The following is a 23367-nucleotide window of genomic DNA, read 5'->3' on the forward strand; positions in this document are numbered from 1 at the left end:
ATCGATTTCAGGTCGGAGCTTGTGACGCGTCTCGAGCAGGTCGATCCTGGCCCGTGGCATTGGCCACATCTCGGTGGCTCGCCAACGTATCGAAGCCTGAGCTTCTAGTGTTCGGCTCCGTCGAGTGACGGATCTGCTGGATCTCGCCGGTCGCGATCCGATGGGCGTCCGGCGCGGCGCAAGACACCCGCAATTTGGGTGTTCGCTTCATTGCATTTGATGTTTGGAAGCGGTTGCTCCGCAACAGGCCCTGTTCTGGATTCGAACAGCGCAGTCGTACAGACGCGGCCTACGGCCGGTCGCTATATCTCTACGAGTTCTTGCTTCATTCCAGATTCCGCGATCGATCCGTAAAGGAAGACTTCGCGGCTAAATGGGTTTTCAGGAATATGTGCGAACTGCGCCGTGCTGGGCGAACAGTCCACCACCGCCTGAGCCCTGCACCACGAGCTTGCCGAGCAGCAGGATGCCAAGTTCGGGCGCGCGATTGTAGAGCGCGGTGATCTGCGGCCGGTGATTGCGGAAGAAGTGCGACATCTCGAGTTGGTAGCTGTAAGTATTGCGTTCCAGTTCGGAGAGGTGCGCGCCATTGTCGATCAGATCGAGGAGGCCGCGAAAGGCGCGCGTAGATCCAGCTGCCTCGCGCGCCGCGACGAAGGTCGCAAGACCCTGCAGTAGCATCTCGGGCGTAATTAAGTCCGCTGCGTAAACGATACCCCCCTTGGTTATAACGCCATGCTTCAACGCGACGGTTGTCAGCGGCTGCCGTTGCTTGATTCTGTGCTTGAGCAGGGGAGTGGTGAGCGCGATCAGGGCAGAAGCCTCGCCTACGCGGGAGGCTAGACGCTGATAATCGTCGAAGCGTGCAAGGAGCTCGCGCGGCGAAGGTTCGGCCAGCGCTTGCACCGGTTTTTGCTGAGCGTTGAAGAAGGAGTTGGAAAGCCGCTGCTGGAGCAACTTGGGAAGTTTGATGCCCGCAAAGCCACGCGGCTCGATCGCTGCGGCAAGGACGGTCTCGGGAAATTGCTCGCGCACGAAATTTTCAACCTGAACAGCGGCGGCAAAGTCGCCATTCGCATGCAGCACCTCGATCTTGCTTGACCAAGTTGATGGGCTGTCGGGCCGCCCGAGTAGGGCGATGTCGAGGAGATAGGCCCAGCGTTCCAACTCGTCATTGAGGGATCCAGCCTCGAACAGCTGCTGCGCAAGTTGCCCGAGGCTTTCGGCCAATTGCGGCGGCGCGAGCACATTGTCGTCGGAATCGCCGATCGAACCGATCGCCAGAAGGTGGTGAGGCGTATGATAGGTGGGGGCGGTCCTTGCGCTCAGCAGAGACGTTGTGACGACTTCCAGGAATGCGTCGATGGCGATTTCGTCGGGTAGCGCTGCTGCGATCGTGCCCAGGAGCCGCGCCAGTGATGCGTCACGGGCGATTGGACCAAAGCGCCCGGCCGCGAACCAGCCGACCAGCTCCGCCTCGCGCAATGCGTCGAGTATCAGTCTCGGCAGCGGTTCCGCAAAGGCCCCGGCGATCGCCTTTTCAAGCGCGGTATGCGCCCGCATCGCAATCGAGCGCTTGTCTTCGAACTCGCACAGCAGATCATAGGCGTGCACGTTGCCGCTTACCTTGGCGAGTTGGACAGCGCCGTTGCAATCGAGCAGTCTGGTTTCCAGCGGATGGCTCAGTAAGGCCCGAACGATCCCATCGCCAATCGAAGGGCGGTCGAGCAGAGTCTCGAGCGCTTCGAGATAAGTGACGCGGGTCGCGGAGCGAATATCCTTGTCCAGGATCGACAGCGCGCAGGTTACGCCGCGCGCCTTGCGCGCGGCCAGCTCGAACGAGGCGATCGCCTCGCGATCGTCGGGATCGGCCGCCACCACTGCGTTCGCGAGGAAATGCTCGATTTCGTATGCGCGCGGTTCAAATTGGGTGTCGCTTGCCGCCTCGAACATGAGGATGCCCGAGTCCTGGATGAGCAACGTGCGACCCAGGGCCGCTGAGAGCAGGAGTTGCGTCACGCGACTACCTCCCATGAAATGCCCTTTGCGTGCAAGCGGTCGCCAAGCTCTTGCACCATGGCATGGTCATAGGCGCTGCGCAGCGAAGATACACGAACCTTCATCCCGACTACTGCTTCGATATTCCAGCTTTCGAAAATATGAACCTCGATGAAGCGATCGTTCCGGCGGGTCGCGCCAGCGGTCAGGAGGATCTCCTGGAAGCTGGCGGGATCGGTGCCGGCTGAAAGATGGTCAACGGCCTTGATCAGTGCAAGTCTACCACGTTCCGACCAAGTCGCCCGATGACCAGCCGGGAAGGTGCTTGGGCCACCTGGATATCGCGCCACGAAATCGAAACTGTTCTCCGAGAGGAGGGAGGCGCGCGCCATGCAGAAATTCTCGTGGAATTGCATCGAGACCGCGCCATAACTCGGCAACCCCAGCGGTTCGAGGCTAAGCGCCGCCATCGAAATCTTCCGCCCTGCGCTACCAAATATCTGCGAATCGACCGCACGACGTGTGGCATCATCATGATAATCGGCTGGCGCCCGTGCGCCGCCATCGACGCCCTGATGATAGTTTTGATGGAGTCTCCGCTCGTCGAGCAAGTTGAGCGCATAGTCTGGGGGTACGCTGAAGATCGCCATCGAGCGGTTGGCTGCAGCCTCATAGGCTGCGCCCAGCGCTTCTGCGCCTTTGGCCTCAAGTTGCTTAAGCGCGGCCTCGTAGCGCTGGTCGAGGTCGGCACGCTCGGCGTCGGCCCAGCGAATATTCGGTGGCGGGACCGTGGCGAGACAGATCGAGCACTGATAGGTTTCCCAGCCGATCGATCCTGAACAGGGCGGCTTGGGGCAGGGAAGCTTGGTCAGTCGGCCTGGTGCTGCGCTGCTCATCGCGATGCGGCAACCCGGAGGTATCCGATGTCCTGTTCAGGTTTTCTCATGGCCAGCTCCCCGTGTGCCACGCTGCAAGAGGTCGCGCGATGAGTCGAGATCAAAAACGCGGCGATGTGCGATCACATTAGAAAAAGCGAAGTCGCACAAGCAATGCGTGCGTCAATATCTGTTAAAGGCAGACTATCGACACGTGCTGTTCAGTCCTTGTACTGCGGTGAGAATGTCGGATGCTGTCGCTGCTCGGCGATGATGATATCGCGTCAGTGCGCGCGTCAATCCCTGCCGGTCGACCGCTTCGAGCGCGAGTGTGATCGCCGTATATTCCGCGTCGAGACCGTTGAGGACCAGCGTCTCGGCGCGGCGATAGCGCGCGAGCCGGTCGCTGAGCTGGGCGATGGCGCGGGCATGTTCGTCATTGCCCCTCGCCTCGGCGATGCGCTGGAAGAGGTTGGCGGTCGCGGCGCACGGGTCGCTGCCGCAGTGACGCCGGGCCACCGCGAAAAGCCTCCCTGCCACAAGGTCAGCACACTCCACGGCTTAGCGGCGAAGGCCTGGGCATTGGCGACGACGAACCCGATGCGCGACGGGCTTGACGGCGGCGCGGATGATTATCTGGGCAAGCCCTTTGATCTGGGCGAATTGCCTGCCCGATTGAGGGCGCTGCTGAGTCGTTCGGCCGGCCGTGCGAGATTCTGACATTCTCGATGCCTCGCCATCGGAGCTCCCTCGGGCCAGATCGTATGAATACCGACAGACGGTGATGGACAGCTGTCCCCATCTTCGGACCGACGCGCTACAGGGGCTCTGCAAACCCATCGGAACGGGGCGCAATTTCGCATCGCATGAAAGGCGATTCGGGCGAAAATGGAGAGCCAATATGCTGCCGGCCAGAACCTATAGTGTGTCGATCGCCTGCAATTGGCAGACGCTTTATGAGCGTATCTGGCACCCTGAATTCTTCGCCCAATGGGCGTCAGGCCTGGCGGAATCCGAACTGCGCAAACGTGGTGAGCATTGGGTGGCGGAAGGGCCGGAAGGGCCGATCCGCATCCGTTTCACCGGTCACAACGACCATGGTGTGATGGACCATTTCGTCGATACAGGCGACGGAAACGAGATCCATATCCCGCTGCGCGTGATCGCGAATGGTGAGGGCGCGGAGGTGATGCTGACGCTGTTTCGCCAGCCCGATATGGATGATGAGCGCTTCGCGGCCGATGCAAAGTGGGTCAATCGCGATCTGAATGCGCTCAGGCGATTGATCATGGAGTTACCCTGATCGCCGCTGGTGTTTCTCGATCATCAACGCCGCCAGCTGACGGTGCTCTCGCGGGGCAAAGGAAGGCATCAATGGATAGCGCGGTCCATCCTTCATCCATAGCTGGAAGTCAGGCATAGAACGTTCGCTGCGAAATGCAGCTCTCGTCGACCAGATCCCAGTCGATATCGATCCCGAGACCCGGTCCCTCCGGCGCGTGAATGTTACCTTCAGCGTCCATCAGGTCGCGCAGGCTCTGCTTCATCGGCAGCTGGAAGGTGTCCTCGGGCACGAACAGCTCGAAATATTCCGAGTTCCGCACGGCGCACGCGACATGGATGTTGGCGACATCCATCGGTCCCATCGTCGTGGTGTGCAGCTCGCAATTCATGCCGTGCGCTTCGGCCAGATGGCAGACCTTGAGCGTCCCGGTGATCCCGCCCTTCCATGAGACGTCGGCGCGGACCATGTCGAGGGCGTTGGCTTTGATTGCCTGCGCCACACCCCACGGGCCGCCACGCGTCGTCTCGGTGCCGACGATCGGGATGTCCACCGCGGCGCTGAGTTTGGCGTATTTGTCGAGCTCGTAATCGCGGAACGGTTCCTCAAACCAGTAATAGTTCAGTTGCTCCAGATGCCGCGCCACCTTGATCGCTTCGTGAAGGGAGTATTCGGCAACCGGATCGGTCATCAGGATCATTTCGGGGCCGACCGCGTCGCGCACCGCCTGATGGATCTCCATGTCGAGCGCGCTGGGTCCGCAGGGATGAACCTTGTACGCCTTGAACCCGCGCTCCTTGTACGCGAGCGCCTCGCGCACATAGGCGTCGATGTCGGGCAGCCACAGGCTGCTGGCATAGACCGGCAGGCTGGTGCGATAGCTGCCCAGATAGCGGTGAAGGGGAAGCTCGGCGGTGCGCGCCGCTGCATCCCACAGCGCGACGTCGATTGGTCCGGGCAGGAACACCGGGAAGAAGGCACCGTGCCGGTCGATGTTCCAGAAATCCTGCCAGATGCGCTCGCGGTCGTGGATGCTGCGGCCGATGATCACCGGAGCGATGACATCGGAAAGATATGCGTCGGTCACCGCCGCCGAACGTGCGGCCCAAAAGGTCGCGATTCCCTCGACCCCGTCCGAGGTTGTGATGCGCCCGACTCCGTAGCTCCATGGCATCGGCGCGGCGCCTTCGCGTTCCTCGTCGAACAGTCCCTTGGGGCGCTTGCACATCCAGGTTTCGAACTTCTCGATGCGCATCGCCCCGCCTCTCCTTGCAGTCAAACTTGTCTTACAGGATAAAGGTGGCCGCTGCCGCTGGCAAGCTCAGGCTGTCGGCTCTCCTGCGACGATCGGTGCGAGGATCTTGCTCAGCGCGTCGTCGAAATGCTGCGCCATCGCGCTGGCCGCCGCGCCCGGATCGCGCGCCACCACGGCGCCGACGATATTCTCGTGCAGGTCCTGCACGCGCTTGAGCTCGGGGGTTGCCGCCCAGCGTTCGATCCCTTCCTGCATCGATGCGGCGATGAGTTGTCGGAAGGCGTCGATCAGCAGCGTGTAGAGCGGATTGCCGGTCGCGCGGGCCAGCAGGGCATGAAGTTCCAGATCGAGCTCAGCATAGCGTTTGGCGTTGCCGAGTTTGGTTGCCATCTCGCGCACGATCTTTTGCAGCTCGACGGCGTCCGCGTCGCTGCGGCGCTCGGCGGCGAGCGCGACCATCGTGATCTCGATGCCGCGGCGGATCTCGAGGATGTTGCGGGTGTCGGCCTGCCCGGTGAGCAATGCGTTGCCGATCACGCGCGACAGCATTTCACCGTCGACCGGAACGATCGTCGCGCGCTTGCCGACGGCCATCTCGACGAGGCCCGTCGCGGCGAGCGTGCGCATCGCCTCGCGCACCACCGGGCGGCTGACGCCGAGCGTCAGGCTGATCGTCGTCTCGCTCGGCAAGCGTGCGCCAGGGCGCAGTCGCTCATCGGCGACGTGGCGATAGATATAGTCGATGACGTGATCGACCAGGCCGCTGGTCTTCGCGCCGCCGCCTGCCGCTTCGTCCGCCTTCGTTCCCAACCCAATTCCCCTGTGCTCGTGCCGCCGCCCACGGCAGCCGCACCAATGCCTTAGCAAAATCACGCTTGCCTTCGCCATGCAAACCAGTATCAACCTGTCATACAGGATTCAATGATTGAGCCGTCGCAAAGGCGCGCCGTGAGGATGCCGGACGAATGACCATCACAGCCTCAGCCGCGAATTCGGCGGCGCCACGCGGTCGCTATCGCTGGGTAATCTGCGGGCTGCTCTTCGCCTCGACCACGATCTGCTACATCGACCGCCAGATCTTCGGACTGCTCAAGCCCACGCTCGACGCTGAGTTCGGCTGGTCCGAGACGGTCTATGGTGACATCATCGCCACCTTCTCGCTGATGTACGCCTTTGGCTATCTCCTCGGCGGGCGGCTGATGGACCGGATCGGCGTGCGCGCAGGGCTCGGTGTCGCGGTGTTCGGCTGGAGCCTTGCCGCCGCGGCGCACGGCCTCATGTCTACGGTGCTCGGCTTCAAGATCGCGCGTGGCGCGCTCGGCATCACCGAAGGCGGCAACTTCCCCGCCTCGATCAAGGCGGTGCGTGAATGGTTTCCGCCGCAGGAGCGCGCCTTCGCCACCGGCATCTTCAACGCGGGCAGCAATATCGGCGCGATCGTCACGCCGCTCTCGCTGCCGTTCATCGTTGCGCTGGTCGGCTGGCGTGCGGCCTTCCTGATCGCCGGCAGCCTGGGCCTGATCTGGCTCGTGCTGTGGCTGCGCTTCTACGAACTGCCCGAGCGACAGAAGCGCGTCTCCGCCGGGGAACTGGCCTATATCAAGCAGGGCGACGATGCGCCTGCCGAGCCGGTCAAGTGGCTGTCGCTGCTGCGCTATCGCGGCACCTGGGCCTATGTCGTCGGGATGCTCATGACCAGCCCGGTGTGGTGGTTCTATCTCAACTGGGTTCCCGGTTTCCTGCACGATCGCTTCGGCATCGATATGATGGGATCGATCGGACCGCTGGTGGCGATTTATCTGATCGCGGACGTGGGCAGCATCGCGGGCGGCTGGCTGTCGTCGCGGATGATCCAGCGCGGCATGCGACCGGTACGGGCGCGGCTTGCGACCATGCTGCTGATGGCGCTGTGTCCGATTCCCGTGGCGTTCATCGCCGGCGTTTCCAGCCTGTGGCCCGCCGTGATGCTGATCGCGCTCGCTGCAGCCGGGCATCAGGGCATGTCGGCAAATCTCTACACGCTTGCGTCGGACACCGTGCCCTCACGCGGGATCAGTTCGGTGATCGGGATCGGCGGGTTTGCTGCGGGCATCATGGGAATGTTCGTCGCGATGGCGGTGGGCCGGATCCTCGACGCGACCGGCGGCAACTATTCCGTCCTCTTCCTCGGCGCCGCCTTCGCCTATCCGCTTGCTGTGCTGGCAATGGCGCTGATCCTGCGCCGCCCGCGCGCTGCATCCACTCTGGAGTCATGATGACCGATAACGAGATTTTCGACCTGTTCCGTGCCGAGCTCTACACGCCTGTAGTCGGCGACATCCTCGACACTTTGGGCCGCGTCCACCAGTTCCTGCCCCAGCCGATCCAGCCGATGCTGACCGGCATGAAGCTGGTCGGGCGGGCGATGCCGGTGCTGATGATCGACGTCTATGGCGAACAGGCGCAGCCCTTCGGCAAACTGACCGAAGCGCTCGACCAGCTTGAGCCGGGCGACGTCTACCTCGCCAGCGGCGGTGAGATGCGCTGCGCCTATTGGGGCGAGATCCTCACCGCGACGGCGCGCGCGCGGGGCGCCAACGGAGCGGTGGTCAACGGTTATCATCGCGATACGCCGCAGGTGCTATCGCAGGACTGGCCGGTCTTCAGCCGCGGCCGCTTCGCGCAGGATTCCGGCGTGCGGACCAAGGTGGTCGACTATCGCTGTCCGATCGAGGTCGGTCCGGTCACTGTGCAGCCGGGTGACCTCGTGTTCGGGGACCTCGACGGCGTGGTCGTCATTCCGCGGGCGCATGAAGCCGAAGTGATCGAACGCGCGTTGGAAAAGGCGCGCGGCGAGAAGCAGGTGCGCAAGGATATCGAGGCGGGCATGTCGAGCACTCAGGCCTTCGCCAAATACGGGATCTTGTGAGGCGGGCATGACCAACGCGTTCCGCATCCACCCGCACGATAATGTCGCGACATTGCTCGGCGATGGCGAGGCCATGGTGACGGTGGTGGGCGGCGATGCGATCGCGCTGAATGAACCGGTTGCGATGGGTCACAAGGTAGCGCTTGCGGATATTGCCGCAGGGGAGGCGGTGGTGAAGTTCGGTATCCCGATTGGGCATGCCGGCAGTGCGATCCGCACAGGCGACTGGGTGCATCTCCACAATTGCACCAGCCGCTTCGACGAGCGCTCGGGCGGGTTCGACGTCGTCACCGGAGCGGCCAAGGACATGGCCTATGATTGACACCTTCAGCCGCGAATGGACGGGGTGGCTGCGGCCCGACGGGCGCAAGGGCATCCGCAACCTCGTCCTCGTCATCTACACCGTCCAGTGCGCCGCGCATGTCGCGCACGCCATTGCTGCGGGCGAAGACGACGTGCAGGTCATTGGCTTCCCCGGCTGCTATGACAATCAATATGCGATCCGACTGGTGCTCAGCCTTGCGCGGCATCCCAATGTCGGCGCAGTGCTCTCGGTCGGGCTCGGCTGCGAATATACTCAGCCCGCGAAGATCGCCGAGGCGGTGGAGAAGAGCGGGCGACCATCCGCATCCTTTTTCATCCAGGATGTCGGCGGCACGCGCTCGTCGACCGACAAGGGCAAGGCGATCGTCCGCGACCTGCGCGATCGTATCCATCGTGAGACGCCACGCGTGCCGATGGGGTTTGCCGACCTGACGCTCGGCGCTGAATGCGGCGGATCGGACGGCACCAGCGGGCTCGTCGGCAATCCAGCGGTGGGGCGGTTGTTCGACCGGGTGGTCGATGCCGGCGGCTCCGCGATCGTCGAAGAGATCGTCGAGATGATCGGGCTGGAGGATATCATCCTAGGCCGCGCCGCTGATGATCGCGCTCGCACAGAGCTTGCCGCTGCCTATGCCAAGGCCGAGCATTATTGCCGCGAGGTGCGGCAATATTCGGTCTCCCCGGGCAATTTCGCGGGTGGCCTCACGACGATCGAAGAGAAGAGCATGGGCGCCTTCGCCAAGAGCGGGTCGCGCCCGATCCAGGGCGTGATCAAGGTCGGCGAACAAGCGCCCTGGCCGGGGCTGTGGGTGATGGATTCGGTGCCCGATCCGCACTTCATGCAGTTCGGCTACACCAACCCCAACGATACCGAGGGGATCATGGATCTCATCTCGGGCGGCAGCCAGATCGTGCTGTTCGTCACCGGACGCGGCAGCGTGATCGGATCGCCGGTCGCGCCATTGGTCAAGGTCACCGGCAACAGCCGCACCTATGCGCGGATGGAAGAGGACATGGATTTCGACGCCGGCCGCGTGCTGGCGGGTGAAATGACGCTCGACCAGTGCGCGGACGAGCTTGGCGGCATGGTCGCCGATGTTGCCGCCGGACAACCAAGCAAGCCCGAGGCGCTCGGGCATCGGGAGTATTTTGTGATGTACAAGCACCAGGACACGCCGGATCTCGATCGGGGGTGCCGCAATGCTGGTTGACCCGGCAAAGGCGTTCCGCCTCGACGGTGAAGTCGCGCTGATCACCGGCGGGGGCAGTGGCCTTGGCCTCGGCATGGCCAAGGCGATGCACGATGCCGGCGCAAAGGTCGTGCTGGTCGGACGGCGCCCCGACATGGTCGAAGCGGCGGCGGCCGAACTGGGGGAGGGGGCGTTCTGGGAAGCCGCCGACGTCACTGCGTATGACACGATGCCGGCAATGCTCGAACGGATCCGCACGAAGGTCGGGGGGCACGTCACCATCCTCGCCAACAATGCCGGGCATAATTTCAAGAAGCTGGCGGTCGACACCAGCGTCGAGGACTTTGCCGGCATGCTCGACACGCATGTCCTTGCTGCGCACAATCTGACGCGGCTGGTGCTGCCCGCGATGCTCGAGGCGAAGCATGGCAGCATCCTGTTCACCGCCTCGATGACCTCGCTGCTCGGTATGCCGCAGGTCATCGCCTATTCGGCGGCCAAGTCGGCCTATGTCGGCATGGTCCGCGCGCTGGCGACCGAGGTTTCGGGGCAGGGCGTGCGGGTCAACGCGATCGCGCCAGGCTGGATCGAATCCCCCATGCTGCGGAAAGCGCTCGACGGCGATCCGGCGCGCTCCGACCGCATCCTCCAGCGTACCCCGATGGACCGCTTCGGCGAGGCCGAGGATATCGGCCTCGCCGCCGTCTATCTCTGCTCCCCCGCCGCGCGCTTCGTCACCGGCGTTCTGCTGCCCGTCGACGGCGGCGCTTCCCAAGGGTTCTGATACACAATGACCGACACTGCACCTTATCGCCTGCACGAAGACCGGCTGTTCCCGGCAGACCCGGGCATCCGGACCATCGCGCGCGCGCTATATGACTCGGTCAAGGACCTGCCGATCGTCAGCCCGCACGGCCATACCGATCCGGCCTGGTTTGCGACCAACGAGCCGTTCAGCGACCCGGCGTCGCTGTTCATCATCCCCGATCACTACATCTTCCGCATGCTCTACAGTCAGGGCGTCAAGCTGGAGGAACTGGGCGTGCCGCGCATCGACGGCGGCTGGGTCGAGACCGATACGCGTAAGATCTGGCGGCGCTTCGCGGAGAACTTCCATTTGCTGCGCGGCACGCCCAGCTGGATGTGGCTCGGGCATGCGCTGCACGAGATCATGGGCATTCCCGAGCGGCTGAGCGTCGCGACCGCCGATACGATCTACGACCAGATCGACGCAAAGCTGAAGACTGACGAATTCCGCCCGCGCGCGCTGTTTGAGCGGTTCGGGATCGAACTGCTCGCGACGACCGAGGACCCGCTCGACGACCTGCGCCACCACCGCGCGATCACGGCGAGCGGGTGGAAGGGGCGCGTCGTCACCGCCTTCCGCCCTGACAATGTCACCGATCCCGAGCATCCGCGCTTTCGCGAGGCGCTGCCCGAGCTGGGCCGGATCACGGGCGAGGATGTGACGCGCTGGGGCGGCTATCTCGCCGCGCTGCGCAACCGCCGACGCTATTTCATCGAGCATGGCGGTTGCACCTCGACCGACCACGGCCACCCGACCGCGCATACCGAGAATCTGCCGCAGGAGGAGGCGGCGGCGTTGTTCGGCAAGGTCGTCCGCGGCGAGGGCGACGCCCATGACGCTGAACGCTTCCGCGGCCAGATGCTGACCGAGATGGCGCGGATGAGCATGGACGACGGGCTGGTCATGCAGATCCATCCGGGGGCACTGCGCAGTCAGAACCCGGCAGTGACCAATGTGTTCGGCGAGGCCAAGGGCGATGACTGGCCGTCGCGCACGGAATATGTCAACGCGCTCAAGCCCTTGCTCAACGCCTATGGCAACGAACGCGACCTGACGATCATTCTCTTCACGCTCGACGAGAGCAATTATGCGCGGGAGATCGCGCCGCTTGCCGGCCATTATCCGGCGCTGCGGATCGGGCCGGCCTGGTGGTTCCACGACAGCCCCGAGGGCATGCGCCGCTTCCGCGAGCAGGTGACCGAGACCGGCGGCTTCTACAACACGGTCGGCTTCAACGACGACACCCGCGCCTTCCTGTCGATCCCGTCGCGGCACGATATGAGCCGGCGCGTGGACTGCTCGTTCCTCGCCCGGCTGGTGGCGGAACATCGGATCGAGATGGACGAGGCGTTCGCGGTGGCACAGGATCTGGCGTATAATCTGGTGCGGCAGGCCTATCGGCTTTGACGGGTATCGGGATACCGGAAGGTCCCAAAAGTCACACTGCCACGCGTGCGCGAGGGCGGTGGTTCTGGCTGAACCGACGATGAGAAAGAGCCGGGAAAGGCTCGCAACTCAGTTCCAACATTGCAAGTCGGTTCAAGCTGTCACCCCGGCCTTGTGCCGGGGTCCACCGGGCGGCGAACTATATGCGCGAGGCTCAACATCATTGCGTGCGGCGATGTGGACCCCGGCACGAGGTCGGGGTGACGGTTGGTTGTAGCCGAGCGGTTTAGGTGACGATCTCGCCCGGAGCGCCGTTGACGCGGACATTGTCGAACCGGATGTCGCGGGTGTTGCGGGCGATCAGCTTCTGGCGCTCGCCCTGATCGGTCAGGCGCACGTTGATGTCCTTCAGCAGGAAATCGGAAATCGCCGTGGTCGGGTTGCCTGAGATGTTGCCGAACCGGCGGGTGGTGCCGGTCACGTCCTCGATCACGACGTCGCGGATGATTGCACCGGGCATGCGTGGCTCGACCTTGGTGCCATGGACCAGCCGGGCATTGACGATCAGCCCGACCGCGGGATCGTCCGCGCCGAAATTGGGTTTGCCGTAACCGTAGAAGACTTCGCGATTGTGCCAGTCGGTGCCGTAGGGTGTCGGGGCCTCGGCGAGGCGGATGCCTTTCACTCGCAGCTTCTCATAGACCTGCCCGGGCGTGTCGGGGCGTACTTTGAAGCGGATCGTGGGAATGTCGCCGACATTGGTGATCCGCTCCACTCGTACGTCACGCACCACCGTCGCGTTGCTGCCATAGGTGACGCAGCCCAGACCATGCTCGAACACGCAGTCATGGATATAGATGCGCTCGACCGGTGGCGCTTCGGCATAGGCCGCGGCGCCCGGACCCTGCGTGCCCTTGAGCGCGATGCAGTCGTCATCGACCGAGAAGCGGCAGCGGCGGATGACGATATCCTGACAGCTGTCGAGGTCGATCGCGTCGCTACTCGGCGCGCGGATCTCGTGCGGTACCTCGAAGCTGCAATCCTCGATCACCGACCGGCGGCAGCGGTACATATGCAGGTTCCAGAAGGCGGCGTCCCTGAACGTCACCCCGCTGATCAGCACGTCGTCGCAATCCTCGATCGAGCAGAGCTGGGGGAAGTGATAGACGGCCTTCACGCCCTGAACGCTTTCCTCGGGTGCGTTGAAGAACATTCGCCAGAACGGGTCGCCGCCGCCATCGATCGTGCCGGGGCCGACAATGCGCAGCCCGTGATTATGCTGCGCGTTGATGAGGCCGAGGCGCAGCGCTTCCGGAAAGGCTTCGACAAAGCGGCGCAGCACCAGTGGATAGTCGGACAGGTTCGGCGAGCCGCGCAGCACCGCGCCCTTGCGCAGTTCGAGACCGACGCCGGGCTTGAGCCAGATCGATCCGCTGACGAACACGCCGGCGGGGACGGCGATCATCCCGCCACCAGCTTTCGCGCAGGCATCGATCGCATTCTGGATCGCGCGGGTGTTCATGGTGCGCCCGTCGCCGACCGCGCCATGGCTGCGGATATCGACGACGCGCTTGCGGGCAAAGGCCGGAGAAGCGGGCAGCGCCAGCAATCCAAGCATCGTCCCGTGCGTCAGAAAGCCCCGACGTGTTCCCATCTTTGGCACCCCTCTCTCCCGTTATTCGCGTGTGCTCTACCCGGCAAAAGCCGGGTGATTCATCACTTGTCATACAGGTATATCTGTCTTACAGGTTTGGCGTCAAGCAAGCCAAAGGCTGCGTTTACGGGGAGGTTGAAATGGCGAAAAGCGCTCGGAGTCTCGGATTGAACTTTTCGGTTGTCGCGTTGGCGGTCGGCCTTTCCTGGGTGAATCCGGCCGCTGCACAGAACGCGCCTGCGCCCGCTCCGGAAACGAGCGACGAGGTCATGGACGTCACGGTCACCGGATTCCGCGGATCGCTGGAGAAGTCGCTCGCGGCCAAGCGCAACGAGACCGGCGTCATCGATTCGATCTCGGCCGAGGATGTCGGCAAGTTCCCCGACTCGAACCTTGCCGAGTCGATGCAGCGCCTGCCGGGCGTCGCGCTGGCGCGCGGCGATGGCGGCGAAGGCAAAACCATCTCGGTCCGCGGCCTTGGCGCTCAGTTCACCCGTGTGCGCCTCAACGGCATGCAGGGCGCGAGCTCGACCAATTCCTCGGACATTCGCGCCGGTTTCAATTCGTCGCGTTCGTTCGACTTCAGCGTCTTCGCATCCGAGCTGTTCAGCGAGCTGACCGTGCGCAAAACCTATTCGGCGGATGTCGAGGAAGGCTCGCTCGGCGCCACCGTCGATCTCAAGACCCCGCGACCGCTGGCCTATGCCGACGACTTCACGTTGGCGGCAAGCGCGCAGGGCACCTATGACGATTTGCGCGGCAAGTTCAGCCCGCGCGTCACCGGGCTCGTGTCCAAGAAGTTTCTCGACGGCACCTTCGGCATCGCGGCGTCGCTCGCCTATACGAAGCGCTATACGCGCGAAGAAGCGTGGTCCGCGGTCGAGGTGTATCGCGGTACCCAGCAGGGCGGCTTCTGCTCGCCCGTCGGCTATGCCACGCAGAACCCGGGGAACAATGCCGCGATCGGCACCGATACGCTGAACTGCGCGACGGGTATGCCGCGCCTGCCGGGCACGGCGCAGAACATCGCCAATTACGAGACTGCGCGGAACGCGTTCATCTATCGCAGTCCGCGCTGGTTGCGGTCCGATCAGGATTATTCGCGGCTCGGCGCGACGGTCACGCTGGAAGCGGAGCCGGCCGAAGGGACGAAGATCGCCATCGACGGCCTCTATTCGTGGTACGACGTGACCCGGCGCGACTATAGCTTCGCCGCCAACTCGTTCGCGCGCGGCACCGGCAACCATGGCCAGCCGATGACGTCGGTCACCGATATCGCGGTCGATCCGCTCGGCAGCATCCAGTATGGCAAGTTCAACGGCGTCGACATCTCGAACGATATCGCGCTGCGGAAATACACGACCACCTTCCGCCAGATCAACGCGACCTTCTCGCAGGAACTGGGGAAGCTGACGATCGACGGCTTTGTCGGGCTGTCGCTTTCGACGCTGGCCAATCCGGTTTCGACCCAGATCAGTTTCTTCGCCAACGACGTCAACAACTTCTCCTATGATTTCCGCGACGGCGGCAGCGTTCCGAAGATCGATTGGGGTTTCGACACCACCAACGCGGCCAATTATCTGTTCGCGCCCAATGTTGCGGGCGGCGGCGTCACCATCTTCCGCAACCTGCTCAACAAGGGCGACAGCAAGGAAGATACCGAAAACCTGACCGCCGAGTTCAACGCGACCTACGCGCTGTTCGACGGCTTCAAGGTCCGCGCCGGCGTTCAGTATCGCGAAGGCAATTACAAGCGCTACTCGCGGACCCGTGCGGGTAATGTGACCACGGGCGATCTTCCCGCGGGTACCGCGATGAGCTCGGTGATGACGCTGATCGACGGCTTTGGAAAATCGATGCCGGGCGGCGGGTCGGGCGCGTGGCTGGCGCCGGACTATGATGCGATCGACAAGCTGATCAATTTTACCAACGACGACAGCGGCACCTATGCGCTCGCCCCGATCCCGGTGCGCGACCGTCTGAACGAAGCGATCACAGGTGCCTATGGCATGATCGACTTCAACACCGATGCGCTCGGTGTGGGGCTGCGCGGCAATATCGGCGTGCGTTACGTCCATACCGAGCAGAGCGGACAGGGTAGCGTGGCGGGCGTGTCGCGCGTGCTGTCGCGCTCCTATGACGACTGGCTGCCCTCGGCCACGCTCACCATGGATCTCACCGACAAGCTGATCCTGCGCTTTGCAGCAGCGAAGGTGATGGCGCGGCCCGAGCTCAACCATATCCTTCCGGCGGGTGTGAACATCGCGCTCAACACGCGCACCATTTCGGGCCCGAATTTCTATCTCGAGCCGATCCGCGCCAAGACGGTGGATGCAAGCCTCGAATATTATTTCGGCCGGCGCGGGCTGATTTCGGTGGGCGGCTTCTACAAGGACATCGACAGCTACATCCAGTCGCTGTCGGAAACGATGACCTTCGGGCAGACCGGGCTGCCGCTCTCGCTGATCCAGGGCTCGCCGTGGGACTCGAACACCGAATTCACCGTCAGTGGCCGGCAGAATACGCCGGGCGGCCCGCTCAAGGGCGTCGAGGTCAACGTCCAGAGCGGGTTCGACTTCCTCGGCGACGCGTTCCGCAACTTCGGCATGCTGGCGAACTACACCTTCGTCGACTCGCAGATCACCTATTGCCGGACTTCCAGCGCACCCTGCACGGGCGCGAACACAATTGTCCGCGATCTGGTGAACCTGTCCAAGCACACGGTGAGCGGCACGCTCTATTACGAGGACGACAAGTTCAGCATTCGCGGCACCGCGACCTATCGCGACAAATATCTGCTGACCGTGCCGACCTCGCGCATCGGAACGGACGCGCAGGGTGGGGTCGTCAACGACGTGCAGGGCGCGAGCTCGACGGTCTTCGTCGATCTGGCGGCTTCCTATCAGATCACGCCGCAGATCCAGCTCCGGCTCGAGGCGCAGAACCTGACCAACGAGGCGCTGGAGTTCTACTACGACTCGGTCCGTCAGGATCCCTATTACACGTCGTTCACGGGCCGGAAGTTCTCCGCCGGCGTCGCGTTCAAGTTCTGACGCAACGCATGATCTGATCGAGATAGCCCGGTCTGGCGACAGATCGGGCTTTCTTGTGTCCGCAAGCAAGGGGCGGAAGATGACCAATTCGATCGACCGGCGCGCATTTCTGGGCGTGGCGGGCGGCGCGGGCGCGCTGCTCGCGTCCGCCACGGCAGCGCAGGAGGCGGACGGGAGCAGTGCAGTCGCCGCCGGCTTCAAGCTTGCTTATCAGGAGGAAAGCCGCGCCCGCCGCATGCGCTGGTGGCACGATGCAAAGTTCGGGATGTTCATCCATTACGGCCTCTACAGCGTCATCGGGCATCAGGAATGGGTGATGGAATCGGAAGGCATTCCGATCCCCGATTATGAGCGGCTGGCGGGGCGCTTTCTGCCCAAGCCGGGCGCCGCACGCGAATGGGCGCGTCTCGCGCGGCGCGCGGGTCAGAAATACATGGTGCTGACCACCAAGCACCATGAAGGCTTCTGCCTGTGGGATACGGCGCAGACCGACTATAATTCGGCGAGGCAGGGCGCGCGGCGCGACATCGTGCGCGAATTCGTCGAGGCGGCGCGCGCGGAGGGACTGCGGGTCGGCCTCTATTTCTCGCTGATGGACTGGCATCATCCCGACGGCGCGCGCTGCAAGGACGATCCCGCCGCGCGCGAACGCTTCGTCGCGTATACCCACGCGCAGATCCGCGAGCTGCTCACCAACTACGGCAGGATCGACATCCTGTGGTACGACGTCGACTGGCCGCTGACGCCGCAAGAGTGGCGGGCGGACGCGATGAACCGCATGGTGTTTGCGCTTCAGCCCGACATCATCGTCAACAACCGCAACGGGCTGGACGGCGATTTCGCGACGCCCGAGCATCGCATCACCGCGGCGGAGCGCGCATGGGAATCCTGCGCGACGATGAATTATGGCTGGGGCTATCAGCGCACCGATGAAGAATGGAAGAGCGCGCGCCGGCTGGTCAACGACCTGACCCTGTGCGTACAGCAGGGCGGCAATTACCTGCTCAACATCGGTCCCGAAGCCGATGGATCGGTGCCGCGCGCGTCGGTGGAAACGCTGGAGGAAGTGGGCGCGTGGCTGCGCACCAACGGTGCGGCGATCTACGACGCGGATGGCCGCGCGGCGGGGGCGTTCGGCAACTACACCAACTTCACCCGGGCGAAGGACAAGCTGTACATCCACGTCTATTTCTGGCCGTCGAAAAGCCCGGCGGCGGAGACGCTGGACGTGCTGCGGCCGGAGACGGTGGTGGCGGTCGGCGGCGTGCGGACCAAAATCCTGTCCGCACGACTGCTCAAGACCGGGCAGGTGGTGAAGTTCACGCAGGACGATATCGCGCTGCGGCTGACCGGGTTGCCGGAAGAAGCACCGGATACACCGACCACGGTGATCGAGCTGACGTGCGAGGGGATGCCCTATGTCCGCCATCACCTGATCCGGCCCGAATGGCCGCGCTACGGCATCAATATCGGCGGCGAGCGCAGCAGCTAGCGGGGCTTGAGCCAGCGATTGGCAAAGGCGATGAAGTGGCTCCAGTCGCTCGCCGTCAGGGCATGCGGGCCGGTGCGGATGTGATAGCCGATCCGCGAGCGGATCGACCGGTCGGGCGGGGGTATTTCCCGTACATCGAGTCCGCCCGCACCGAGCAGGCGATAGACGGGATCGGCGCCCTTCGCGGCGAGGAACTCGCCCTTCGGGTCGGCCCACCAATCCTCGGTCGCGCTGGCGATATAGACGGGGCGGGGGGCGGCCAGCGCGATCAGCATATGCGCATCGACGGGTAGCTCATTTTCGCGCTCGGCAAAGGTCTTGAAGCGCGGCGCGAACCAGTAATTGTTCATCACGCGGATCGTCTCGCCAAAGTTGCGGCGGTAGAGCGCAGCGCCGCCTTCGCCCGAATTGTTCGCGATCACCATCGCGAAACGTTCGTCGCGCCCGCCCGCCCACAACGCCGCCTTGCCGTAGCGCGAGTGGCCGAACACAATCACGCGGCGCGGATCGACGGCGCGATCGGTCGCGAGATAATCATAGACGCGGCTCAGCCCCCACGCCCAGGTCGCGATCGCGCCCCAATGCTGCGGGTCCGAGGGGCTGGTGCCGAAGAACGGCTGGATGCTCTCTGCGACCTTGTTGTCGCCATCGGGATAGAGGTCGCCGGTGAAGTATGTGGCGACCCCGTAGCCGGCCTTCAGGATCGCCTCGACCGGCCATTCCGACGCGTCGATACCACGCGAATGCAGCGTCGCGCTGCCCTTGCGGATGCCGGGTGCCGGGGTGACCCAGGCCGGCGTGATGTGGATGGCGGGGTCGGGATGGACCGCCTGATTGCCATGGAAATTGGGGCCGACGAATACCGGTACCCGGCCCCGTGCCGCTGCGGGCAGATAGAGCAACACGCGCATCTGCGGTCCGTCGCGGCGCCCGTCGAGCAGGATCGTCACCTGTCGCCGCACTGCTAGCCCGCCCAGTGCGGCCGGGTCCTGTTCGTCGACAATGTAGCGCTGCCGCAGAGGGCGGGGCGCGATGCCATAGATATTCGTTTCGAACAGCCCGATCAGCTCGGCGCGCCGGTGACGCCAGTCTTTCGCGTTTCGCACAATGCGGCCATTCGCGGCGATCAGCGGATCGGGGAGTCGATAGGGGGCGACCTTCGCCTCGTTCGAATTGCCGTCGAGTTGCGCTGCGGCGGGAACCGTGCAGGCGAGGGTGGCTGCCGCGAAACCGGTGATGCAACTGCCGAAGCGCGGCATTCTATCTCTCCTCCCGATCATTCTTGTCATACAGGTTTTCCAAACATATGATAATCATATGATCGCGTAAGACGCGCGGCAGGCTAGGGGAGAGTGCCGCATGAAGCGCCGTGATTTCGTTGAGATGCTGGCGGTTGCGGGCGGCGTGGCGGCGTTCCCCCGGATTGCGGCGGCGGCCGATCGGGTCGTGACGCTGCGCTATGACCGGTCGCAAACCGGCGCGACCATCCCGCACGATTTCGTGGGCCTGTCGTTCGAGCGCGCGCAGCTGTCCAACCCCGGCTATTTCTCGGCGGACAACAAGGCGTTCGTGCAGATGATCCGCGGCCTGTCGCCATCGGGCAGCATCCGGCTGGGCGGGTCATCGGGCGAGCATACCGCCTATGTCGGCGACAAGGTGATCGCACCTTCGTTCGAGATTCACGGGCCGGAGCACAACAAGCTCAATCGCGAAGGTCTGAACGTCTCGACCGCCGCGCTGCGGAACCTGCGCGGGTTTCTCGACGCGACCGGGTGGAGCTGCCTCTATGGGCTCAACATGGCGCACGCCACGCCCGAACAGGCGGCGCGCGAAGCTGCCGATGTCCAGAGTATTCTGGGGCCGCGGTTGTCGGCGATCCAGATCGGCAACGAGCCCGACGTGTTCCGCAACCGCTATCGCCCCGCCAGCTGGACCGCCGCTGACTATGTTGCCGAATGGGATCGCTTCCACGCGGCGATCACCGCCGCCGCACCGGGGTTGAAATTTGCCGGGCCGGGAATCTCGAACAAGCTGGAGTATCTCACCGCCTTTGCCGCCGTCGCGCGGCGCTACCCCGACGTCGCGATGCTGACCGGCCATTATTACGCGATGGGACCCGCCGGTTCGCCCGAAGCGACGCTCGATCAGCTCAAGCTGCCCGAAGCGAAGACCGCGACGTTCAAGCACGCGGGCTATGCGGTGGTCGAGGATGCGCGGCGCGTGGCGGGGCTGCCTTACCGCATGTCGGAGGGCAACAGCTGCTGGGATGGCGGCAAGATCGGCGTGTCCGACGTGCATGCCGCATCGGTCTGGGGCGCAAACCGGATGCTCGACTGGGCGCAGCGCGGCTGGGTCGGGGTCAACTGGCACGGCGGGGGGTATGGAAATTATTCTCCGATCGTCGGCACGCCGTCCAGGGGCTTTTCGCGCCGCCCGCTCTATTACGGAACCCGGTTCGCGCAACTGCTCGATGGGGCGACCTTCCTCGAAACGAGCGCGGTGCCGGATCCCTATCTCGGCTATTATGCGCTGCGCCAGAACGGTCGCGACCGGATCGCGCTGGTCAATCAGGGTGACGCGCCGGTAGCGGTGGAACTGCCCGCCGTGCCCGAAGCGCGGGTGGTGCTGCTGACCGGACCGTCGGCGTCGGTGAAGGATGCGACGACGCTGGCGACGGTGTCGCGGCGCCCCGCCCGGACCGTGACGATCCCGCCGGTAACGGCGATGCTGTTCACCCTGGCCGGACGGCGCGGTTGATGGCAACGCCCCGGCTTTCGCGCCGCGCGGCGGTAAAGGCAGGGGCGGGGCTGGCGCTTGCTTCGACCCTGCGCGTATCGGCCGCAGATGCGCCCGCCGCTGACGGGAACAGCCTGTGGTACGACAGCCCCGCGGACGAATGGGTGCAGGCGCTCCCGCTCGGCAATGGCCGGCTGGGCGCGATGGTGTTCGGCGGGATCGCCAATGAGCGGATCCAGCTCAACGAGGACAGCTTCTTCGCCGGATCGCCCTATGACGGCACGAACCCCAAAGCGGGGGCGGGGCTGCCGCGCGTCCGCGAGCTGATCTGGGCCGGAAAATACAAGGAAGCACAGGATCTGGCCGACGAGGTGCTGGTCGCGCGGCCGCAGCGGCAGATGTCGTACCAGCCGATCGGCGACCTGTTGCTGCTGTTCCAGGGGATCGAGAACAGCCAGAGCTACCGGCGCAGCCTCGACCTCGATGGCGCGGTCGCAACGACGCGATTCAAGGTGCGGACCGTCACCCATTTGCGCGAAGTGATTGCGTCCGCACCCGACCGTGTCGTCGCGATCCGCCTGTCGACCGATGCCCCGGCGGGATCGGTGAACGTCAATATCGCCCTGTTCACGCCGCAGGACGCCGAGATCGCGGTGGAAGGCGACGATACGCTGGTCATGCGCGGCATCGGCCCGGCGCAGCATGGCGTTCCCGGCGGAATCCGGTTCGAGACGCGCGTGCGGGTGCAGCGCACCGGCGGACGGCAAACCACCGGCCGCGACGGCATTCGTATCGAGGATGCCGATGAGGTCGTATTGCTGGTGGCGACCGCGACCAGCTATCGCCGGTTCGACGATATCGGCGGCGATCCGTCGGCGATCGTTCGCGCAGACATCGCCGCGGCCGGTGCGAAGAGCTGGCAGGCCTTGCTCGCCGCGCATCAGGCGGACCATCGCAAGCTGTTCCGCCGCGTCGCGATCGACCTCGGGCGCAGTCCGGCCGCCGATCTGCCCACCGACCAGCGCATCGCGCGTTCGGCCGAGCTCGACGATCCCGCGCTGGCGGCGCTCTATTATCAGTTCGGGCGCTATTTGCTGATCGCGTCGTCGCGGCCGGGCACGCAGCCCGCCAACCTTCAGGGCATCTGGAACGAACGCACCGCGCCGCCATGGGAATCCAAATGGACGCTGAACATCAATGCGGAGATGAATTACTGGCTGGCCGATGCCGCCAATCTGGGCGAGCTGGTCGAGCCGCTACTGCGCATGACCAGGGATCTCGCGATCACCGGGCAGCGCACCGCCCGCAACGATTGGGGTGCGCGCGGCTGGGTCGCCTATCACAATACCGACCTGTGGCGGCAGGCGACGGTCAATTCATCCGCGCTCTACGGCATGTGGCCGATGGGCGGCGCGTGGCTGCTCAACACGCTGTGGGACCATTGGGACTATAGCCGCGACCGCGCGTTCCTGGCCGAACTCTACCCGCTGATGACGTCGTCGTGCCAATTCTACCTCGACGCGCTGGTGCCGCATCCGCGCACCGGCGAACTGGTGATGAACCCATCCAACTCGCCGGAGAATTCGCACCGGCCCGGCGTGTCGATCTGTGCCGGTCCGGCAATGGACAGCCAGCTGCTGCGCGACCTGTTCAGGCACACTATCGCGGCGTCGGAGCTGCTCGGCAAGGATGCAGGGCTGCGCGCTGAGATCGCGGCTAAGCTGGCGAAGATCCCACCCGACCGGATCGGCAAGGCGGGGCAGTTGCAGGAATGGTTCGACGATTGGGACATGGACGCGCCCGAGATCAACCATCGCCATGTCAGCCATCTCTATGCGCTGTATCCGAGCGACCAGATCACGCTGCAGCGCACGCCCGAGCTGGCCGCGGCGGCGCGCCGGACGCTGGAGGTCCGCGGCGACGACGCCACCGGCTGGGGCATCGGCTGGCGGATCAATTTGTGGGCGCGGCTCGAACAGCGGGAGCGCGCGTACAAGGTGCTGAAGATGCTGCTTCAGCCCGGCCGCACCTATCCCAACATGTTCGACGCGCACCCGCCCTTCCAGATCGACGGCAATCTGGGCGGCGCGCATGGCATCGGCCAGATGCTGATGCAGAGCCATTCGGGGACGATCCACCTGCTGCCCGCGCTGCCGCGTCTCTGGCCGGGCGGGCGGGTTTCCGGGTTGCGCGCGCGGGGCAATATCGGCGTCGATATCGTCTGGGCGCAGGGCAGGATGACCGAGGCGGTCCTGACCGCTCACTCCGGCGGCCCCGTGTGCGTGCGAAACGGGGGCATGACGCTCGAATTCACCCTGCGGGCCGGCGATCGCGTCCGGATCACGCCCGGTGCCGGCAGACTGCATATGGCGCGCCTGATCGGGTCCTGAGCGCAGCCTTTCGCTG

Annotated in this window: 18 protein-coding genes; 11 read left to right on the plus strand and 7 right to left on the minus strand. The window is 64.4% G+C overall.

Features of this window, described 5'->3' with window-relative positions; genetic code table 11:
• Positions 1-381: 381 nt before the first annotated feature.
• The 3 genes from AC07NK_RS10315 to AC07NK_RS10325 form a co-directional block, all read right to left on the minus strand.
• Positions 382-2019 (minus strand): hypothetical protein, encoded by a 1638-nt coding sequence (locus AC07NK_RS10315; RefSeq protein WP_495170500.1) that lies wholly within the window; start codon positions 2017-2019, stop codon positions 382-384.
• A complete protein-coding gene (locus tag AC07NK_RS10320; protein ID WP_495170501.1) occupies positions 2016-2894 on the minus strand; it encodes a hypothetical protein in 879 nt (292 codons plus the stop codon). The genes AC07NK_RS10315 and AC07NK_RS10320 overlap by 4 nt, the downstream gene beginning before the upstream one ends.
• Positions 2895-3077: 183 nt before the next feature.
• Positions 3078-3392: a hypothetical protein gene (locus AC07NK_RS10325; protein WP_495170502.1), complete on the minus strand. Its 315-nt coding sequence runs from the start codon at positions 3390-3392 to the stop codon at positions 3078-3080.
• A gap of 382 nt (positions 3393-3774) precedes the next feature.
• Between AC07NK_RS10325 and AC07NK_RS10330 the strand changes: the two genes are divergently transcribed.
• Positions 3775-4176 (plus strand): polyketide cyclase, encoded by a 402-nt coding sequence (locus AC07NK_RS10330; protein WP_495170503.1) that lies wholly within the window; start codon positions 3775-3777, stop codon positions 4174-4176.
• A 109-nt stretch (positions 4177-4285) separates the two neighbouring features.
• On the opposite strand, the gene AC07NK_RS10335 is transcribed toward AC07NK_RS10330, so the two are convergent.
• Both AC07NK_RS10335 and AC07NK_RS10340 read right to left on the minus strand, forming a co-directional pair.
• On the minus strand, positions 4286-5410 hold the full coding sequence (locus tag AC07NK_RS10335; RefSeq protein ID WP_495170504.1) for an enolase C-terminal domain-like protein: 1125 nt from the start codon (positions 5408-5410) through the stop codon (positions 4286-4288).
• A gap of 66 nt (positions 5411-5476) precedes the next feature.
• The gene (locus AC07NK_RS10340; RefSeq protein ID WP_495170505.1) at positions 5477-6220 is read right to left on the minus strand and encodes a FadR/GntR family transcriptional regulator; all 744 of its coding nucleotides are present in this window, start codon (positions 6218-6220) and stop codon (positions 5477-5479) included.
• Positions 6221-6375: 155 nt separating this feature from the next.
• On the opposite strand from AC07NK_RS10340, the gene AC07NK_RS10345 reads away from it, so the two are divergent.
• From AC07NK_RS10345 to uxaC, 6 genes are read left to right on the plus strand one after another with little or no spacing between them, the layout of a single operon-like run.
• On the plus strand, positions 6376-7665 hold the full coding sequence (locus tag AC07NK_RS10345) for an MFS transporter (protein WP_495170506.1): 1290 nt from the start codon (positions 6376-6378) through the stop codon (positions 7663-7665).
• Positions 7665-8318, plus strand: a complete 654-nt coding sequence (locus tag AC07NK_RS10350; RefSeq protein ID WP_495170507.1) for an RraA family protein — start codon at positions 7665-7667, stop codon at positions 8316-8318. The genes AC07NK_RS10345 and AC07NK_RS10350 overlap by 1 nt, the downstream gene beginning before the upstream one ends.
• A gap of 7 nt (positions 8319-8325) precedes the next feature.
• Positions 8326-8640, plus strand: coding sequence for a UxaA family hydrolase (locus tag AC07NK_RS10355; protein ID WP_495170508.1), 315 nt, complete (start codon positions 8326-8328; stop codon positions 8638-8640).
• Entirely contained in the window at positions 8633-9853 is a 1221-nt protein-coding gene (locus AC07NK_RS10360; RefSeq protein WP_495170509.1) for a UxaA family hydrolase, read from the plus strand. The genes AC07NK_RS10355 and AC07NK_RS10360 overlap by 8 nt, the downstream gene beginning before the upstream one ends.
• Positions 9843-10616 (plus strand): SDR family NAD(P)-dependent oxidoreductase, encoded by a 774-nt coding sequence (locus AC07NK_RS10365; protein WP_495170510.1) that lies wholly within the window; start codon positions 9843-9845, stop codon positions 10614-10616. Before AC07NK_RS10360 ends, AC07NK_RS10365 begins: the two co-directional genes overlap by 11 nt.
• A 6-nt stretch (positions 10617-10622) precedes the next feature.
• The gene (gene uxaC, locus AC07NK_RS10370) at positions 10623-12047 is read left to right on the plus strand and encodes a glucuronate isomerase (protein ID WP_495170511.1); all 1425 of its coding nucleotides are present in this window, start codon (positions 10623-10625) and stop codon (positions 12045-12047) included.
• Positions 12048-12312: 265 nt separating this feature from the next.
• On the opposite strand, the gene AC07NK_RS10375 is transcribed toward uxaC, so the two are convergent.
• Positions 12313-13680: a glycoside hydrolase family 28 protein gene (locus tag AC07NK_RS10375; RefSeq protein WP_495170512.1), complete on the minus strand. Its 1368-nt coding sequence runs from the start codon at positions 13678-13680 to the stop codon at positions 12313-12315.
• Between the two features lie 167 nt (positions 13681-13847).
• Between AC07NK_RS10375 and AC07NK_RS10380 the strand changes: the two genes are divergently transcribed.
• Together AC07NK_RS10380 and AC07NK_RS10385 are read left to right on the plus strand one after the other, a co-directional pair.
• The gene (locus tag AC07NK_RS10380; RefSeq protein WP_495170513.1) at positions 13848-16733 is read left to right on the plus strand and encodes a TonB-dependent receptor; all 2886 of its coding nucleotides are present in this window, start codon (positions 13848-13850) and stop codon (positions 16731-16733) included.
• Positions 16734-16812: 79 nt separating this feature from the next.
• Positions 16813-18225: an alpha-L-fucosidase gene (locus AC07NK_RS10385; protein WP_495170514.1), complete on the plus strand. Its 1413-nt coding sequence runs from the start codon at positions 16813-16815 to the stop codon at positions 18223-18225.
• Here the strand turns inward: AC07NK_RS10385 and AC07NK_RS10390 are convergent.
• Positions 18222-19484: an alpha/beta hydrolase family protein gene (locus tag AC07NK_RS10390; protein ID WP_495170515.1), complete on the minus strand. Its 1263-nt coding sequence runs from the start codon at positions 19482-19484 to the stop codon at positions 18222-18224. The two genes, AC07NK_RS10385 and AC07NK_RS10390, sit on opposite strands and share 4 nt — an antisense overlap.
• Positions 19485-19584: 100 nt before the next feature.
• On the opposite strand from AC07NK_RS10390, the gene AC07NK_RS10395 reads away from it, so the two are divergent.
• Both AC07NK_RS10395 and AC07NK_RS10400 read left to right on the plus strand, forming a co-directional pair.
• Positions 19585-20982, plus strand: coding sequence for a hypothetical protein (locus AC07NK_RS10395; protein ID WP_495170516.1), 1398 nt, complete (start codon positions 19585-19587; stop codon positions 20980-20982).
• The gene (locus AC07NK_RS10400) at positions 20982-23351 is read left to right on the plus strand and encodes a glycoside hydrolase family 95 protein (protein ID WP_495170517.1); all 2370 of its coding nucleotides are present in this window, start codon (positions 20982-20984) and stop codon (positions 23349-23351) included. The genes AC07NK_RS10395 and AC07NK_RS10400 overlap by 1 nt, the downstream gene beginning before the upstream one ends.
• Positions 23352-23367: the final 16 nt, after the last annotated feature.

The sequence above is a fragment of the Sphingomonas sp. GW821-FHT09B04 genome (genome assembly GCF_059418285.1).

Coding starts and splice junctions, on each gene's coding strand:
- AC07NK_RS10320 (WP_495170501.1), bottom strand. CDS start 2,894: ATGAGCAGCGCAGCACCAGGCCGACTGACCAAGCTTCCCTGCCCCAAG.
- AC07NK_RS10330 (WP_495170503.1), top strand. CDS start 3,775: ATGCTGCCGGCCAGAACCTATAGTGTGTCGATCGCCTGCAATTGGCAG.
- AC07NK_RS10335 (WP_495170504.1), bottom strand. CDS start 5,410: ATGCGCATCGAGAAGTTCGAAACCTGGATGTGCAAGCGCCCCAAGGGA.
- AC07NK_RS10345 (WP_495170506.1), top strand. CDS start 6,376: ATGACCATCACAGCCTCAGCCGCGAATTCGGCGGCGCCACGCGGTCGC.
- AC07NK_RS10350 (WP_495170507.1), top strand. CDS start 7,665: ATGACCGATAACGAGATTTTCGACCTGTTCCGTGCCGAGCTCTACACG.
- AC07NK_RS10355 (WP_495170508.1), top strand. CDS start 8,326: ATGACCAACGCGTTCCGCATCCACCCGCACGATAATGTCGCGACATTG.
- AC07NK_RS10360 (WP_495170509.1), top strand. CDS start 8,633: ATGATTGACACCTTCAGCCGCGAATGGACGGGGTGGCTGCGGCCCGAC.
- AC07NK_RS10365 (WP_495170510.1), top strand. CDS start 9,843: ATGCTGGTTGACCCGGCAAAGGCGTTCCGCCTCGACGGTGAAGTCGCG.
- uxaC (WP_495170511.1), top strand. CDS start 10,623: ATGACCGACACTGCACCTTATCGCCTGCACGAAGACCGGCTGTTCCCG.
- AC07NK_RS10375 (WP_495170512.1), bottom strand. CDS start 13,680: ATGGGAACACGTCGGGGCTTTCTGACGCACGGGACGATGCTTGGATTG.
- AC07NK_RS10385 (WP_495170514.1), top strand. CDS start 16,813: ATGACCAATTCGATCGACCGGCGCGCATTTCTGGGCGTGGCGGGCGGC.
- AC07NK_RS10390 (WP_495170515.1), bottom strand. CDS start 19,484: ATGCCGCGCTTCGGCAGTTGCATCACCGGTTTCGCGGCAGCCACCCTC.
- AC07NK_RS10395 (WP_495170516.1), top strand. CDS start 19,585: ATGAAGCGCCGTGATTTCGTTGAGATGCTGGCGGTTGCGGGCGGCGTG.
- AC07NK_RS10400 (WP_495170517.1), top strand. CDS start 20,982: ATGGCAACGCCCCGGCTTTCGCGCCGCGCGGCGGTAAAGGCAGGGGCG.